This window comes from Aeromonas oralensis, from assembly GCF_049665575.1.
Taxonomy (GTDB): domain Bacteria; phylum Pseudomonadota; class Gammaproteobacteria; order Enterobacterales; family Aeromonadaceae; genus Aeromonas; species Aeromonas hydrophila.
In genome coordinates, this window is sequence record NZ_CP187186.1 from 1,501,605 (window position 1) to 1,518,212 (window position 16,608).

Annotated in this window: 9 protein-coding genes, 2 tRNA genes and 3 pseudogenes; 8 read left to right on the forward strand and 6 right to left on the reverse strand. The window is 62.2% G+C overall.

The annotated features are described in order from the left end of the window. Positions 1 to 29: 29 nt before the first annotated feature. A pseudogene (tamB, locus tag ACPDZI_RS07265) lies at positions 30 to 3,813 on the forward strand (autotransporter assembly complex protein TamB). Between the two features lie 142 nt (positions 3,814 to 3,955). Here tamB and ACPDZI_RS07270 read toward each other — a convergent pair. Both ACPDZI_RS07270 and ACPDZI_RS07275 read right to left on the reverse strand, forming a co-directional pair. Then, a tRNA-Tyr gene (locus ACPDZI_RS07270) sits at positions 3,956 to 4,040 on the reverse strand. Positions 4,041 to 4,092: 52 nt separating this feature from the next. Then, a tRNA-Tyr gene (locus tag ACPDZI_RS07275) sits at positions 4,093 to 4,177 on the reverse strand. Positions 4,178 to 4,302: 125 nt separating this feature from the next. Between ACPDZI_RS07275 and ACPDZI_RS07280 the strand changes: the two genes are divergently transcribed. Beyond that, positions 4,303 to 4,818: a VC2046/SO_2500 family protein gene (locus ACPDZI_RS07280; protein ID WP_102989926.1), complete on the forward strand. Its 516-nt coding sequence runs from the start codon at positions 4,303 to 4,305 to the stop codon at positions 4,816 to 4,818. A gap of 80 nt (positions 4,819 to 4,898) precedes the next feature. Here ACPDZI_RS07280 and hpf read toward each other — a convergent pair whose 3' ends face one another. Continuing rightward, complete coding sequence (gene hpf / locus ACPDZI_RS07285) at positions 4,899 to 5,237, reverse strand: ribosome hibernation-promoting factor, HPF/YfiA family (protein ID WP_187267600.1); 339 nt, start codon at positions 5,235 to 5,237, stop codon at positions 4,899 to 4,901. A gap of 371 nt (positions 5,238 to 5,608) precedes the next feature. On the opposite strand from hpf, the pseudogene ACPDZI_RS07290 reads away from it, so the two are divergent. From ACPDZI_RS07290 to yciA, 5 genes and pseudogenes are all read left to right on the forward strand, one after another. Continuing rightward, positions 5,609 to 8,121: pseudogene (locus tag ACPDZI_RS07290) on the forward strand (putative bifunctional diguanylate cyclase/phosphodiesterase). A gap of 84 nt (positions 8,122 to 8,205) precedes the next feature. Continuing rightward, positions 8,206 to 10,122 carry a transglycosylase SLT domain-containing protein gene (locus ACPDZI_RS07295; RefSeq protein WP_187267598.1) on the forward strand — a complete coding sequence of 639 codons (1,917 nt, stop codon included), beginning with the start codon at positions 8,206 to 8,208 and terminating at the stop codon, positions 10,120 to 10,122. Positions 10,123 to 10,301: 179 nt separating this feature from the next. Then, on the forward strand, positions 10,302 to 11,300 hold the full coding sequence (locus ACPDZI_RS07300) for a LacI family DNA-binding transcriptional regulator (RefSeq protein WP_041218298.1): 999 nt from the start codon (positions 10,302 to 10,304) through the stop codon (positions 11,298 to 11,300). Between the two features lie 258 nt (positions 11,301 to 11,558). Beyond that, positions 11,559 to 12,369 (forward strand): annotated as a pseudogene (locus ACPDZI_RS07305) (NAD-dependent epimerase/dehydratase family protein). 140 nt (positions 12,370 to 12,509) lie between these two features. Further along, a complete protein-coding gene (gene yciA / locus ACPDZI_RS07310; RefSeq protein ID WP_168965743.1) occupies positions 12,510 to 12,905 on the forward strand; it encodes an acyl-CoA thioester hydrolase YciA in 396 nt (131 codons plus the stop codon). Positions 12,906 to 12,911: 6 nt separating this feature from the next. On the opposite strand, the gene ACPDZI_RS07315 is transcribed toward yciA, so the two are convergent. Next, entirely contained in the window at positions 12,912 to 13,136 is a 225-nt protein-coding gene (locus ACPDZI_RS07315; protein ID WP_005299261.1) for a hypothetical protein, read from the reverse strand. A 111-nt stretch (positions 13,137 to 13,247) separates the two neighbouring features. Between ACPDZI_RS07315 and ACPDZI_RS07320 the strand changes: the two genes are divergently transcribed. Continuing rightward, positions 13,248 to 14,093 (forward strand): endonuclease/exonuclease/phosphatase family protein, encoded by an 846-nt coding sequence (locus ACPDZI_RS07320; RefSeq protein ID WP_016350239.1) that lies wholly within the window; start codon positions 13,248 to 13,250, stop codon positions 14,091 to 14,093. Between the two features lie 85 nt (positions 14,094 to 14,178). On the opposite strand, the gene ACPDZI_RS07325 is transcribed toward ACPDZI_RS07320, so the two are convergent. Further along, positions 14,179 to 15,726 (reverse strand): LysM peptidoglycan-binding domain-containing protein, encoded by a 1,548-nt coding sequence (locus ACPDZI_RS07325; protein WP_011705461.1) that lies wholly within the window; start codon positions 15,724 to 15,726, stop codon positions 14,179 to 14,181. Positions 15,727 to 15,796: 70 nt separating this feature from the next. Beyond that, positions 15,797 to 16,561, reverse strand: coding sequence for a hydroxyacylglutathione hydrolase (gloB, locus tag ACPDZI_RS07330; RefSeq protein WP_024943786.1), 765 nt, complete (start codon positions 16,559 to 16,561; stop codon positions 15,797 to 15,799). Between the last annotated feature and the right edge of the window lie 47 nt (positions 16,562 to 16,608).

The following is a 16,608-nucleotide window of genomic DNA, read 5'->3' on the forward strand; positions in this document are numbered from 1 at the left end:
CGGCTGCATCTTTCGCGGGGGTCTGCACTGTGATCTGGGTAAAACGCATCTTTCTCTGGCTGATGGGGCTCATCTTCCTGCTGCTCATCGGCGTCAGCCTGCTGGGCTTCACCCATCAGGGCAACAAATGGCTGTGGCAGCAGGCCAAGGCCGCCCTGCCTTCCCTCAAGGGGGAGCTGGTGGCGGGCCAGCTTGGCTATGGCTGGACCCTGGAAGGGGTCGGCTGGCAGGACGAGCTGGTGGACGTCACGGTAGATCGCGCCGTGCTGGACTGGGATCTGGGCAAGCTGCTGCAGGGCAAGCTCTGGATCAAATCCCTGAACGTCACCCACCCGGTGGTCAAGGTGGCCGACTCCGAGCCGACCCCGGAAGAGCCGTCAGAGCCCTTCGTCTGGCACCCGCTGCCCCTGAAAATTCAGGTCGACAGCCTCCAGGTGGCGGATCTCGATGTGACGGTGCCCGGGGTGGGGGTGAGCCTCAAGTCCCTCGACATCGGCGCCACCCTCAGCCGCAAGGGACTGATCGTGCAGGGGCCGGTGCTGGATGGCCTCAAGGTGACCCTGGCCGAGACGCAGGCCACCGAGGCTGCCAAACCGGCCAACCCCAAAGCAACCTCCCAAGACAAGGCTGCGGCCAAGTCGCCTGTCACCGCCAAAGCGAAGCCGGCGGATGAGAGCAAAGCGCAGCAGGCAACCAAGGCGGCCCCCATCGAGCTGCCCGCCATCCGGCTGCCGTTCCCCATCCAGCTGGAAGGATTGCAAGTCACGGCGTTTCGCTATCAGCAGGGTGAACTGGTAGAGGGGCTCGACAAGCTGCTGCTGTCGGCCAGTGCCGAGGGGAGCGACATCGCGCTGCGCGAACTCTCTCTGCGCCACGCCATGGCGGATCTGGCGCTCAAGGGCAAGATCCAGCTCAAAGACGATTACCCGCTCGCCCTGACCCTGGATGCCAAGGCCCGCAAGGGGCTGCTGGATGGCGAACTGCAGGGGCAACAGGCCAGCCTGACCCTCGGCGGTTCGGTGGGCAAGCTGGCATTGGCGCTGCAGGCCAAGGGGCCGGTGGCCGCCAACCTCAAGGGCTCTCTGGCTGCCCTCGACCCCGACTTGCCCTTTGATGCGGGGCTGGAGTGGAAGAGCCTGGGGTGGCCGCTGCACAAGCCCGCCAAAGATGAGCCCAGCTACCGGCTGGACAAGGGCAGTTTGAGTGCCAAGGGCAAGCTCTCCGGCTACCAGTTTGCCTTGAATACCGCCGGCAAGGGCACGGACGCCCCCCTTCAAGCTGGCGCTGACGGGCAAGGGGGATCTGACGCAGCTGAACCAGATCAACCTGCTGCTCAATGCCCTCAAGGGGGAGCTCAAGCTGGACGGCAAGATCGCCTGGGACAAGGGGGTGCGCTGGCAGGGCACCACGGAATTCAAGGGGATCAACCCGGCCGAGCTGGTGCCGGAGCTCAAGGGGGCGCTGGCGGGCAAGATTACCAGTCGTTTCGAGCTTGATGAGGCCGGCCACTGGCAACTGCAACTGCCCGAGCTGAAGGTGGACGGCAAGCTCAACCAGTATCCGCTGGCCATCAAGGGCAGCGCGAGTGGCAACGACAAGATGGAGTGGACCATCCCGGCGTTGGCGCTGCAAAGCGGCCCCAACCAGCTGCAGGCCAAGGGCAGCCTGAGCCAACAGGCGTGGAAACTGGATGCGGATCTCAATGCCCCCAACTTGGCCGGGCTCTACCCCGGCCTCAAGGGGGACATCAAGGGGCAGGTACGCCTGACCGGCAATCAGCAAGCGCCGCGGGTCACCACAGATCTAGCTGCCAGCCGACTCTATTATGCCGGCACCGATCTGAAGGGGATCGCCATCAAGGGCAATGCCCTGGTCGGTGACAAGCCGGCAGGAGAAGTGGCTCTGACGGTAGCCAGCCTGGTACAGGGGGCAACCAGCCTCAGCCAGCTGGCGCTCAATCTGAGCGGCGATCTCAACCAGCACGCCCTGTCGCTCACCATGAAGGGCAACCCGGTGGCGGCCAACCTCAAGCTGAGCGGCGGTCTGCGCGGGGATCGCTGGCGCGGCGCCCTCAGCGAGCTCAAGTTGAAGACGCCGCTGCGGCGCTGGGAGCTGAACGCGCCCTGGGCCCTCGATCTCGACCTGCCGCGTCAGCGGCTGACCATGGGGGATCTCTGCCTTGGCTCCCAGGGGGCCAGCCTCTGCGTCAAGGGCAGCCAGGTGTCGGCCCAGCAGGGCAGCCTGGAGTTTGCCCTCAACCAGTTCGACCTCAAGCGCCTGCGGCCCTGGCTGCCGGACAACTTCCGCTGGCAGGCGGTGCTCTCCGCCGACGGACGGGCCAGCTGGCGCGGCAATCAGCCGACCCTGCATGCCACCGTGCGCACCACACCGGGTACCTTCGTGGCCGACGAGCTCAAGACCGACTACCAACGCCTCGAGCTCGGGGTGGACTTCGAGCGCCAGCAGGCGGCGATCCGGCTCGACTTTGCCTCCGAGCAGATCGGCAACATCGACACCAAGCTCTATATCCGGGATCCGTCCGGTCGCGGCAATCTTTCCGGCCAGCTCAAGTTTGACGACCTCAAGCTGACCACCTTCGCCCCGCTCATCCCCGAGGTGCGCTCCCTGCAGGGGGTCATCTCGGCCGATGCCCGTTTCGACGGCACCCTGGCCTCGCCGCTGCTGTTTGGCCAGCTCAACCTGCTGGATGGGGAAGTGCAGACCCACTCCGACATGGTGACCCTCTCCAAGCTGGTGACTCGCCTCAAGATTGAAGGCAACCGGGCCGAGCTGGATGGCACCATGCTGGTGGGCAAAGGGCCGTTGGCACTGGGGGGCTGGCTGAGCTGGGCACAGCTGCCGGTCACCGGCAGCCTCACCATTCAGGGCAAGGAGCTGGAAGCCCAGTATCCAGGCATGGGCCGGGTGCGGGTCTCCCCGGACATCGCCATCTCGCTGGGGGAGGAGACCCGGATCACCGGTCAGGTGGACATCCCCTGGGCGCGGATCCTGGTCAAGAGCCTGCCCGAGAGCGCGGTGGCGGTGTCGGACGACGTGACCGTGGTCTACGACGATCTGCCGCCGGTGCCCAAGGCGGCGCCGCTGCCGATGGCGATCAAGCTGGCCATCCGGCTGGGTGACGACGTGCGGCTGGAGGCGATGGGGCTCAAGACCAAGGTGGGGGGCGGCATCAACATCCGCCAGGACCCCTCGCGGCCGCTGGCGGGCAACGGTCAGCTGGTGCTCAACGACGGGCGCTTCAAGGCCTATGGTCAGAACCTCATCATCAAGGATGGCCGCATCCTCTTCTCCGGCCCCCTCGATCAGCCGTTCCTCAACATAGAGGCGTATCGGGATCCCGATACCATCGAAGACAAGGTGACGGTGGGGGTGCGGGTGACCGGACCAGCCAGCAAGCCCAAGATCACCGTCTACTCGGAGCCGCAGCTGGCCCAGTCCGAGCAGCTCTCCTACTTGCTGCGCGGCAAGGGGCTGCAGACCAGCGGCGAGGATGGCGGCTTCAACGGCCTGCTGGTGGCGGGCGCGGTCAGCCAGGCCAACGGCGTGGTCTCCAGTCTGGGGGAATCCCTCGGCATGAGCGATGTGGCCCTCGACACCGCCGGCAGTGGCGACAACACCCAGGTGACTCTGTCGGCTTATCTGCTGCCGGGGCTGCAGTTCCAGTACGGGGTCGGGGTGTTCAGCCCCATCGCCGAGTTCAAGCTGCGCTACGAGCTGATGCCCAGGCTCTACCTGCAGGCCATGAGCGGGGTGGCCCAGGCGGTGGATATCTTCTATCGCTTCACCCTGTAGCGGGCGGGAAGAGACAACAACGGGAGGCACAAGCCTCCCGTTTTTATGGGTGGCGTTGATGCGGCTGACGCTGATGAACAATAAACAGAGGGGGGATGCTGAAAAGCGAAAACCCGGCGCGAGGCCGGGTTTTCTTGAATGATGGTGGAGGGAGAAGGATTCGAACCTTCGAAGGCAGAGCCGTCAGATTTACAGTCTGATCCCTTTGGCCGCTCGGGAACCCCTCCACGGGGTATTGCCAATTTTTATCCACGGCAGTTGCCGTGATTGCACTTGAAATGGTGGAGGGAGAAGGATTCGAACCTTCGAAGGCAGAGCCGTCAGATTTACAGTCTGATCCCTTTGGCCACTCGGGAACCCCTCCACAAGTGCGAGGCGCATACTAACAGATCTGCCGGGGTTGTGAACCCCTTGGCGGGATTTTTCCTGCTTAAAGGATCGTATTTGCGGCCGATAAAGGATGAAACCACCGTTTCCAAGAGTTATCTCATGCTACCCAGCGCCATTCGTGAGCAGTGGCTGGTGGACGAGGCCCAGCTGGGGCAACGTCTCAACCAGGATCTCCAGCACGGAGACAGGGCTGACTTTCGCCTGCATCTGGCCCTGCTGACCGATGCGGTGGAAGAGCAGCCCTGGTTCGATCCCAGGCAGCCAGCAAAGGCAGAGAGCCGGGTCTGGCGCAGCCGCTTTGAGCTGCCGCCTGCCACGCCCCTGCAGGGCAGTGCAAATGACGAAGAGGCCGCTCAGGTCAACGAGCGGCTGCAACAGGGGGGCTCCATGGTGGATGTGCGGCTCTGGCTGGCGCTGCGCTCACCGCCGCTGCTTGGCACCCCGCCGGCGCTGGAGCCCGCCGTTTATGACAACCTGTCGCCGCTTGGACGGGAGCGCTGGCAGGGCAAGCTGGCGGATCAGCCCAGACGCGACGATCCCCTGCTGATGCTGCCGATCCTCGATACGCTCAAGGCGGGGGTGGATGCCAGGCTGCACTGGCTCAGTGGTTGCTGAAAGCGACAAGCGCCGGTATTCGGGCAGCAAAAAGGCGGGAGATCCCGCCTTTGTCGTTGTTGGCTGTGCCGTGGCGCAGTTTAGGCGTCGGCTTCATCCTCTTGCGGCACTTCCTTGCCAATCGCTGCGGCGCGACGGGCGATAGGTTTCTCGGTATGGCGGTTGATCTGGCGCTCCAGCTTTTGCCCCAGTTCGGTGATGGCGGCGTACAAGTCCTCATGTTCTGCCTGGGCAAACAGCTTGCCGTTGGGGATGCCAGCAGTGGCTTCAACGATGAACATCAGACGCTCTTTGGAGACAATCACATGGGGTGTGATAAGAGGCACCTGAAGACGCTCGAGCTTGTCAAAACGGGATTCAATGCGCTCGCGGATAGCCGGGGTGATGTCGATGATTTTGCTGGTAATTTCGATTTTCATATTGGCCCCCTTCGGGTCGTCTTGCTTGTGTCTTCACCTTCAGATTACTCATGGCTGAACATTAAAATGTGATCTGCGTCACGAAGTGTGGCCTTGCTTCCGAGGGGAGGAATAAATTGTGATCTTTTCCCGTTCTGCACCAAAAAGCGCTTGAGCTCCACGAAACTGGCAGGCAGTATGGAGAAACTTGGATCGTTTCTGTCCCTTCGTGGCAGCGCCGCATGTCGACCTCATGTCCGGTTTTCACCGCTTAGTCTCGCATCTTTTGCACTTTCTCCCCGCACCGCCCTTGCCGACGTGCGCGCTGTGAATGTGGGCGCTGCCAAGTCGTCAGGGACTTGAACGTGGTTGTTGTGGTGTTGGAGTAGTACATGAAACAGCAGGCCACTCAGATGATGTGGTTTTATAATCGGCAACACGCCCAATGGAGTCTGTCCGATCATGCCTCCTACCAGCTCTGGCAAGGAGAGGGTCCTCACCCCTGGTTCGGGCAATTGGCGGCAGATGACGAGGCCGGCTTTGCCGACTTTCTCGCCAGACTTTACCACTCACAGCAACCGGCCCAGTTCATCGGTCACCTCTGCGAGGAGGGGGGCGAGGTGCGCCACGTGCTCTGGAGCGGCCAGTACGTGCCGGCCCAGCAGATGTGCTGCGGCTGGATTGCGCCACTCGACACCACCCGCAGCACCCAGCTGCCTGCCGACCTTTCCCAGCAACTGCCGCTGCTGCAAGACCCCTTGTTGACTCAGTTGGCGCAGGCGCTCTCTGCCCGGACCGGGCTCGATTTCTTCAATACCCTGGTCAATCAGCTCGCCCACATCCTGGTGGCGGACGCGGTCTGGCTGGCGGAGCGCACCGGCAGCGGACGGCTCAAGGTGCTGGCCTGCCACGGCATCGACCTCAAGGAGTACGAGCTCGATGGCATGCCTTGCCAGCAGGTCTATCTGGCGGGGGAGACCTGCGTCATTCCCCTGGCGAACGATCTGCCCTCCTGTACCGGTTTCAAGGCGGGGCAGGGCTACTACGGCCTGCCGCTGTGTGATCGCAACGGCCAGATCCTGGGCCACCTGGCGCTGATCTTCTCCGATGAGAGCGCGATCCCCAATCTGGGGTCGGTACTGACCACCTTCTCCATGCGCATGGTGGCGGAGCTGGAGCGGTTGCAGAGCGATGCCCAGCTACGCCTGTCGGCTGTGGCGTTTGAAACCCATGAAGGGATCATCATCACCGACCCCGATTTCAAGATTTTGCGGGTCAACCACGCCTTCAGCCAGATCACCGGCTTTGACAGTCAGCGGGTGATCGGGCTGCATCTGGGCAACGATCTCTGGTGCGGGTTGGGGGGCTTGGCTACGAGCTCGGCACCCTGAGCCGCTGGCAGGGGGAGACCCAACGGCTGCACGCGGACGGCTACCCCTATCCGCAGTGGGAGATAGTCACCCCGGTGCAGGATGACAGGGGGGGATCAGCCACTTCGTCATCTGCTTCGAGGATATCTCCGAGCGCAAGGAGGCCGAGCGCCGCATCCAGGATCTTGCCTATTACGACGAGCTGACCGGCCTGCCCAATCGCCGCCAGCTGCACGAAACCCTGGCCCACGCCTTTGACGAGGCAAGCCGCGACTATCTGATCGGTGCCCTGCTGTTCATCGATCTGGATCACTTCAAGACCATCAACGACTCCCTCGGCCACGCTACCGGTGACTGGCTGCTCAAGGAGGTCGCCAGCCGGCTCAAGCGGCTAGTACGGCAGGGGGATTGTCTGGCGCGGCTCGGTGGCGACGAGTTCGTGCTGCTGCTGCCCTCGCTCTCGGCGAGCCCCCCCAGGCTGAAATGCAGGCCGACCTCATTGCCGAGCGGCTCATCAGCGAGATTGCGGCCCCCTACAACCATGCGGGCCAGGTGCTGCACATCGGCGCCAGCGTCGGCATCACCCTCTTCCCCGGTCGGGAGCAAGGGGTGGACGATCTGCTCAAGCAGGCGGACACCGCCATGTATCAGGCCAAGTCGGCCGGCCGCAAGACCCGGCGCTTCTTCGATGCCTCGATGCAGTTGCAGGCAGATCGCAGGCTGCTCATTCACAACGAGTTGCGCAGCGCTCTCGACCAGCAGGAGCTGACCCTCTACTACCAGCCCCAGCACATGGTGGAGGGGGGGACATCATCGGCGTCGAGGCGCTGATCCGCTGGCAGCCGCCCGGCCGGGCCCTGGTGTCGCCCGCCGAGTTCATCCCCATCGCCGAGGAGACGGACCTTATCGTCGACATCGGCAACTGGGTGTTGTACGAGGCCTGTGCCCAGTACGTGCGCTGGGAGGAGAACGGCATTCACATCCCGCAGCTGTCGGTGAACGTCAGTGCCAAGCAGTTTCACGCCACCGATTTCGTCGACCGGATCCACGACGTGCTGGCCTCTACCGGCATGGATCCCGCCAGTCTGAATCTGGAGATCACCGAGTCCGTGGTGCTGGGGCACGCGGAAGACACCATCAGCAAGATGAGCGAGCTCAAGGCGCTCGGCATCAGCTTTGCCATCGATGACTTCGGCGCCGGTTACTCCTCCTTGAGCTACCTCAAGCGGCTGCCAGCAGACGAGCTCAAGATCGACCGCTCCTTCATCCAGGATATCCCGCGCGATGGCGACAACATGGCCATCGTCGAGGCGGTGATCGCCATGGCGCGCCACATGGGCTTCAACGTAACGGCAGAAGGGGTGGAGTCGCGTCAGCAGCTGGAGTTTCTGCAGGCCCAGGGCTGCCACTTCTACCAGGGCTACCTGGCTTCCAAGCCGCTGCCGGTGCCCTATCTGGAGCGCTACGTGCAGCGCCTTGCCCGCAGTGAAAGCCCGCTGGCCGGGGGTAAAAATAGTCTCGCCGGCGAGCTGTAGCCCCTCGGGTTAACGGGTAGAATGAGGGAATATGACACCACCGCCAACGGGCGGTGGCATTGCCTCTCAATGGAGACGTCTCTCGTGAAAGCCGTGCAGGGAATCATTTTATCGGCGCTGTGCGTGCCGGGGCTGCTGACGCAGGTTGCGGCGCAGACTCTGGAACAATCTCTCTATCGCCAGGCTTATGACGCGGTGCGGGCCGACGATCAGGCCCGTTTTCAGCAAATTCGCGCCCGTTTGACCCATTATCCGCTGCTGCCCTATCTCGATTACTACCAGTTGGCCTTTCGGCCCGGGGCGGCGGAGTATGACGACGTGACCCGCTTCATCCGCGAGCACGGTGACACCCCCCAATCCAACCGGCTGGAACGCAGCTACCTCACCTATCTGGCCCAAAGCCAGCAGTGGTCCCAGTTCCTGCGCTTCTATCCGGCCAAGCCGAACTCCACAGATCTGCTCTGCATGCACTATCAAGCACGCTACTACACCGGCCAGCAGAGCCAGGCACTGCAGGAGGCGGGCAAGCTCTGGCTGAGTGGCCAGTCTCGCCCCGATGCCTGCGATCCCCTGTTCCAGCTCTGGCAGCAGGCCGGCTTGCGTACCCAGGAGAAGATCTGGACCCGCATGACTTTGGCCTTTGAGGCGGAGAACCCGAACCTCATCCGCCACCTCGGTGCCCAGCTCGGCGGCGGCATGAAGGCGTACGGGGATCAGATGATTACCCTGTTCGAACAGCCCGCCAAAGCGATGAACACGGCCTATTTCACTACCGCCGCACCCTCCAAAAAATTGCTGCTGCTAGGGCTGGCCCGCTATGCCAACCAGCAGCCGGAAGCGGTGCTGGGGCAGCTCGGCTATCTGCGCTCGCGTTTCGCGCTGAGCGCCGCCGAGCTCAAGCCGGTGGAACGGGCGGTGGCCAGACGGCTGCTGCTGGATCGCTCAACCGCCCAGCGCAACTGGCTGGATGCTACCGTGGTGCGCCAGGCCGACCCGGATCTGCTGGAGCTGCGGGCCCGGCTCGCCATCTGGGAGCAGGACTGGAAAGGGCTCTCCGGCTGGGTCAAGCGCATGCCCATGGGTTTGCAGAAGGAGGATCGCTGGCGCTACTGGCTGGCTCGCTCGCTGGAGGTGCAGGGTCAGCAGAAACCGGCGCGGGATCTCTATCTGGAGACCGCCAATCTGCGTGGCTTCTACGGCTTCATGGCGGCGCAGCGCAGTGGCGTGCCCTATCGGATGAAGAATCAGAGCGTGGCGAAGAAGGTGCCGGACTGGCGCACCGCCAGCAGCCGCTGGCCCTTCCTGCTGCGGGTGCGTGAGTTGCTCGACATGAACGAGATCACGGCGGCGCGGGCGGAGTGGATCCACAACATGGATCGCAATCCGGTGGCCCAGCGCCTCGAGTTCGGCCACATCGCCCTCAACCAGGGCTGGCATGAACTGGCCATTCTGGCCAGCATCCGGGCCGAGGCCTGGGATGCCCTCGATTTGCGCTTCCCGCTGCCGCTCAAGCACACCTTCTCCCAGATGGCGCAGGAGCGGACCATGAACACCAGCCTGCTCTACGCCATTTCCCGGCAGGAGAGCGCGCTCTACCCGCTGGCACAATCGCCGGTCGGGGCGAGGGGGCTGATGCAGCTGATGCCGACCACCGCCAAAGAGACGGCCAGCAAGCTGGGAGTGCCCTATCGCAACGAACAGCAGCTGTTTGATCCCGCCATGAACATCCGCCTTGGCAGCGCCTATCTCAAGCGGCTGCTGGATGTGTACGACGGCAACCGGATCCTGGCGGCGGCGGCCTACAACGCCGGCCCCGGCCGGGTCAAACGCTGGCGCGATCAGAGTGCGGACAAGCCGATGGATGTCTGGGTCGAGAGCATCCCCTACAAGGAGACGCGCAACTATGTGCAGAACGTGCTGTCGTTCGATCTCATCTATCAGCACAAGCTGCAGCAGCCGCTGCGCTTCATGTCCGAGCGCGAGCTGAGTCACGCTTATTGAGACGGCTGCCGCCCTGGCGGCAGCCGGATTCCCATTCCCTCCCCAAAATGGTTATTATCCCATAAGGTTTTGTTACAAAAGGAAACCTGCCAGGTGATCGGGCGCCATCTCTTGGTCTGGCAGGTTCGTTATAATCGCCCGTTCAACACAGACAGGCTCCCCCAACAAAGGAATTGATAGTGGCAACGATTAAAGACGTTTCCCGGTTGGCTAATGTGTCCATTTCAACTGTGTCGCGAGTCATCAACAACACGGCGCAGGTGGCACCAGAAAAGCGTGAGGCCGTCATGGCGGCCATGAAGGAACTCAATTTTCGTCCCAACAGCTTTGCCCAGGCGCTGGTCAGCAAGCGCTCCAACTGCATCGGTGTGCTGGTGGGGGATCTGTGTGGTGGCCCCTTCTTCGCCCAGATGATGCGCGGCATCGAGAGCGTGGTGGACAAGGCAGACAAGTTCACCATCGTCATGTCCGGCAACCACGACGAGGTGCGCGAGCGCCACGCCATCCAGGCGTTGCTGCAGCGCCAGTGTGATGCGCTGATCCTGCACAGCAAGGCGCTGCCCGACGAGGAGCTGAGCGAGCTGGTGGCGGGCAGCACCCCGGTGGTCTTCATCAACCGCCAGGTGCCAGGCGCCGAAGATCGCTGCGTCTGGCTGGACAACCAGGCCGGCATCACCACCGCCTGCCAGCACCTGCTGGATGCGGGCCATCGCAAGATTGCCTTCGTAACCTCGGACGATGAAGAGTTCGTCGATGGCCAGCAGCGGATGGCAGGCTATCATCACGCCCTGCAGCGGGCCGGCATCGCGATCGATCCCGCCCTCATCGGCCGTGCCTTTGCCGACGAGAACGGCGGTTATGTGGCGATGGGCGAACTGCTTGATCGGGGGGTTGAGTTTACCGCCGTACTCGGCTTCAACGACGCCATGGTGGCGGGTGCCATCTCTTGCCTGCTGGAGCGGGGATACAAGATCCCGCAGCAGATCTCGGTGGTGGGTTTTGATGACATTCCCTATGCCCGCTACATCTATCCCAAGCTCACCACGGTGCGCTACCCCATCGAGGAGATGGGCGGCCGGGCTGCCGAGTTGGCGCTGAGCCTGCTGGATCACAAGCCGGCCGAGGGGCTGGAGCTCAAGTTCGAGGCCGAGCTGGTCAGACGGGAATCCGTCGCCTGAGTGAGCGACATTGGCCCTGAATGGGCCAATGTCGCTCCCCTATTTTGCGGAAAAATTGAAAGCGTTTTCAGAAATCCTTTTCAACTGTGATCCGCTTCAAAGCTTTTTGGACTGCCTGCCACTAGCATAGGCTCCACGAATTAGGAGCCTGCGCTCCCGATTTTCCCGCTGTGGGAGGTAACTGGTTAATCCAGCTATTTCCTTCGTTACTTTCGACGGTCATCATGGATGGCCGTTTTTTTTTGCCAGGATTTTGTCATGACAACAGAGAGTGAATACCAGACGGGGATTGTGGGCGCTGGCTGGCTGGGGTTGCCGTTGGCCCGGACACTTCAGGCCGAGGGCCGCGAGGTGGCGGTGACGGTCAGCTCGGTCGAAAAAGCCGCGCAGCTGACGGCAGAGGGACTGCAGGCCTGGCCACTGCAACTGGGCACCGGGCTGACCGCCCTGCCGTTTCGCTGCCGCGAGCTGGTGATCTGCGTGCCGCCGAGCAAGGTCGAGGATTACCCGGCCGCCATCGGGCGGGTGGCCGAGTTGGCGCAGGCCGCCGGCGTGCAGCGGCTGCTGTTCGTGAGTGCCACCTCGGTTTGGGCGCCGGGGCAGGAGGAGGATGAACACCCCATGCCTGCCCACGAGCGCGGGATGCGGATGCTGGCCTCCGAGCAGGCGGCGATGGGGGCCGGCATTCCCTGTGCCATGGTGCTGCGTCCGGCCGGGCTGTACGGGCCACAGCGTCATCCCGGCCGCTTCCTGGCGGGCAAGACCCTGGAAGGGGGCGGCCAGGCGGTGAACCTGGTGCATCTGGATGACGTGGTGGCCGCCTGTCAGCTGCTGCTGGCGCAGGGAAAGGATGGGGATGCCTACAACCTGAGTGCGCCGGTGCACCCGCGCCGGGAGCAGTTCTACCCCTTTGCCGCGCGCCAGCTGGGCCTGCCGGCCCCGGTCTTCATCGAGCCGGCGCCGGTTTGTCCCCGTCGAGGGGCTGCGCATCTGCGAGCATCTCGGTTTTGTATATCGCTGGCCCGATCCGGCGCACTGGTTTGCCGAGCTGGCGGCTCGGGGTCACTGAGCATCCCGCCTAGTGTTATGCGTATGCATGGTGGTGAGGTACAGGCGGCTCCAATGGTGTTGCGCGGCGGGCAATTGAGGTTTGCCAAGGGGGGGCTCGCCCCCTATCATGCCGCCATCCATATAGAGAGAGCGGTAAAGATGGTAGATACAAAACGTCACCCCGATGGGGAACTGTTGCTGAGAACCCTGGCAATGCCAGCCGATACCAACCCCAATGGCGATATCTTCGGGGGTTGGATCATGTCCCAGATGGATATAGGTGGGGGCATCATGGCCAAGGAGCTGGCAAAAGGACGTATTTGTACCGTATCCGTCGAGGGCATGACCTTTCACAGCCCGGTCAAGGTGGGCGACGTGGTGTGTTGCTACGGGCGCTGCCTGAAGATCGGTCGCAGCTCCATGCGGCTGAAGCTGGAGGTGTGGGTCAAGCCGGTGCTGCGTGAAAACGAGGCCCAGCGCTACTGCGTGACCGAAGGGATCTTCACCTATGTCGCCATCGACGAACAGGGAAAATCCCGTCCGGTACCGGTCTGATCCGGCTCAGATAAGCCGGGCGTTGATGATGGATATTTCCTGCTCAAACCCGGTTTTTTGCCGTATCATGCGTTCCAGCATCTCTTCCGAGCCGACGCACTGCTGGGTGTCGAACAGGCAGAGATCGCACTGGGGATCCCGTCTGATCTGATAGACGGTGGAAAGCTCCACTTGATGACAATTTCCTTGTTGATCATAAAATGTCACGCGGTACTGGTGCTGTCTCGCCATCGTTGAATTCCTTCTGGATGAGCCGGGCCGGACACGAGCTATCAGCCTAGTCGGCAGCGATGACATTTGTGATGGTCAGGACACAATGCAGAGGCAGGTGGTTGTTAGCCAATGAAAAATAGTTATCGCATTCTGGGTACGTCGCTGCTGACGTTGGGACTGGTCGGTTGTTTCGAGGTGCCGGATCAGGATCACCTGGTCACGGCGCAGGGCATCATTCCGGGCGCCAACTGCCAGAAGCCGCCGCTGGTGGCGCTGGCCTCCACCGCCTTGCCACGCGAGTTCGGCATTACCGTCTGGAATCTCTACAAGGGTCAGCGTAAAAACTGGCGCGAGGGGCTGGACGAGTATGCAAAATCCCAGGATCTGGTACTGCTGCAGGAGTCGGCGACCCGCCCCGACATGCTGGAATGGCTGAAGGCCGGTGATTTCCAGTGGCAGCAATTGCAAGCCTTTACCCAGGGCGGTGTCTCCTTCGGCGTGATGACGGTCGCCAAGACGCCACAGGCGTTCGTGTGCGGCGTGCGTTCCCCCGAGCCGCTGCTGCGCATCCCCAAATCCGGTCTGGTCAGCCTCTACCCCTTGCAGGGGGATCCTGACGGCGTGCTGGTGGTGAACCTGCATGCGGTGAATTTCGAGCTGGGGATGGCGACCTTTCGTGAGCAGCTCAACGATCTGACTGCCCTCATCCATCGCCATCAGGGCCCGGTCATTCTGGCCGGAGATTTCAACACCTGGAGCGACAAGCGCGAATTCTGGCTGAACAAGCTGGTGGGTGAACTGGGGCTGCAGGAGGCGATCCCGGTGCCGGATCTGCGCCGGACCGCCTTCGGCCGACCGCTCGATCACCTCTACTACCGCAATCTGGACCTGGTGGAAGTGAGCAGTCCGGCGACCGATGCCTCGGATCACAACCCCATCATGGCCCGTTTCGCGGCCCAGGCCATCACTCCCTGAAGCCGTACTGGTCACCAGGGTGGCCTGTTCCAGATAAAAAAATACCCCGCTTTTGGCGGGGTATTTTTTATGAAGCGATGAACGATCAGCTGTTGTTCTTCACGAACAGGGTCAGCTCCTGACCAGGCTTGAGGTAATCGCTCTTGCCCAGCTGATTCCAGCGCATCACATCCATCACGGCAACCTGAAAACGGGCTGCGATGGAGGAAAGGGAATCGCCGCGGCGCACCTGATAGACCATGGACTTGTTGCTGCTCTTGCCCTGCTTGGGCCAGACCACCAGCTTCATGCCAGGCTTCAAGGCCGACTTGGCGTTGAGACCGTTCCACTTGGCCAGCTCGTCATGGGTTACCCCGTGTGCCTGGCTGATGCTCCACAGATTGTCACCGGCACGTACCTTGTACTGGATCTTGCCGGCACTGCGGCTGGCGAGCTGCTGTGGCTTGCTCTGGGCGCTCTGACTGACCACCGGCTTGCTGCCGCTGGTCGGGATCATCAGGGTCTGGCCACGGCGCAGGTGGTTGCCACTCAGGTTGTTGGCCAGCTTGAGCTGCTGCACGCTCACCCCGTGATTCTGGGCGATGCGAGAGAGGGTGTCGCCGCTGGTGACCTGATAGGAGCGGGTGCGGATGCGCTCGCTCTGGGGCAGATCGGCCAGGGCCAGCTCCAGGGTATCGGCATACTCGACCGGTACCAGCAGGCGATAGGGCCCCTTGGGTGAGGTCGACCAGCGCGTCAGGGCCGGATTGACCTCTTTCAGCTGAGCCGGACGCAGGCCTGCCAGCTGGGCTGCCACGTTCAGATCGATCTGGCCGCCGGTGTTGACCACCCGCAGCTGAGGCTTGTTGGCCAGTACCGGCAGGGTGACATTGTACTTGTCCGCGTTGCGGATCATGTCGGCCATGGCTAGGATTTTGGGCACATACATCCGGGTTTCGCGGGGCAAATCGAGTGACCAGTAGTCGGTCGGTCGGCCTGCCTTCTGATTGCGGGTGATGGCGTTGCGCACCCGTCCTTCACCGGCATTGTAAGCCGCCAGCGTCTGCAGCCAGTCGCCGTCGAAGAAACGGTTCAGGTACTCCAGATAATCCAGCGCGGCATTGGTGGAGGCCAGTACATCGCGGCGGCCGTCGTACCAGTTGTCGTGGCGCAGGCCGAAGTTCTTGCCGGTCGCAGGAACGAACTGCCACAGACCCACCGCATTGCTGCGGGAACGGGCGTGGGGATCGAACATGCTCTCGATCATGGGGATGGTAATAAGCTCCATTGGCAGCTCACGCCGTTCGATTTCCTCTACCATCAGATACAGGTAGGGCTCAGCCCGGCTGGCAATGGTCGCCAGATGCTTATCATTGCGCAACAACCAATCACGCTGCTGACGGACACGGTCGTTCTCCTGCGGATCAAACTGCATATCATCGCTGATACGCACCCACAGGTTATCGGTGTCATCCAGTTCGTCGATCTGTTCGTCTCCGAACAGGAAGCGCGCCGAATGTTTTTTATACGCTTTTTTGTTGACTTGGGGGGACTTGATCGGCTCGATTGCCGTTAGCGCCCGGTCATCCTGATGGCTCAGGTTTTGGCAGCCGCTGAGAAACAGCGCCGCCAATAAGGCCGTTCGTACCTTCATCTCGCTCAGGTCATCTTTAGGAAAAACAGCTCGCATCATAAGGGGCAATGGCCCCCTGATCAAGGTTTGTTCAAAAAACGTCCTTCCAGGATCGCAGCACGGTGAAGGTATCCTCTGGATTTTCCAAGCATTTTAAGGCGTGTTTCTCAGCAGAAAATTTCACGGAATCCTGTTCGCATCGCAGAAAAACGTTGAACTCCCGCTCATCCCCCAGCCGTGATGGCAGACTCGGCAGACCCTGCTGGCGCAGCTTGCTGATCAGCCCGATCCGCTGCTGGATCGCCTGGTTGTCCGGCTCGACCGCGTAGGCAAAGCGCAGGTTGGAGAGGGTGTACTCATGGGCACAATAAATGAGGGTGTCGTCGGGCAGGGCGGCGAGTCGTTGCAGTGAGGCGTGCATCTGGGCCGGGGTACCTTCGAACAGGCGGCCGCAACCGGCACTGAAGAGGGTATCGCCACAAAACAGCATGCCGTGGCCGTAATAGGCGATGTGGCCATGGGTATGGCCGGGCACATGGATCACCTCGAGACTCAGACCGTGCCAGTTGATCTGATCCCCGTCATCGAGCCACTGGCCGTGATGAGCGGGCATGGGGTCAAGTTTGGGCCCATAGAGTCTGGCATGGGGGAAATGGCCGAGCAGGGCGGTGACGCCTCCCACATGATCGTGGTGGTGATGGGTCAGCAGAATTGCGTCGAGCTGCAGCTCCAGTGCGGCCAGTCGCTCCAGCACGGGTTCGGCATCGCCCGGGTCGACGACCAGGCAGTGATTTTCGTGTCGGATCAACCAGATGTAGTTGTCGTTAAAGGCAGGAACTGTGATCACTGGATACATGAGTCTGCTTCTCTTTATGGAGGGTATCTTATATAACTGGATGGCGT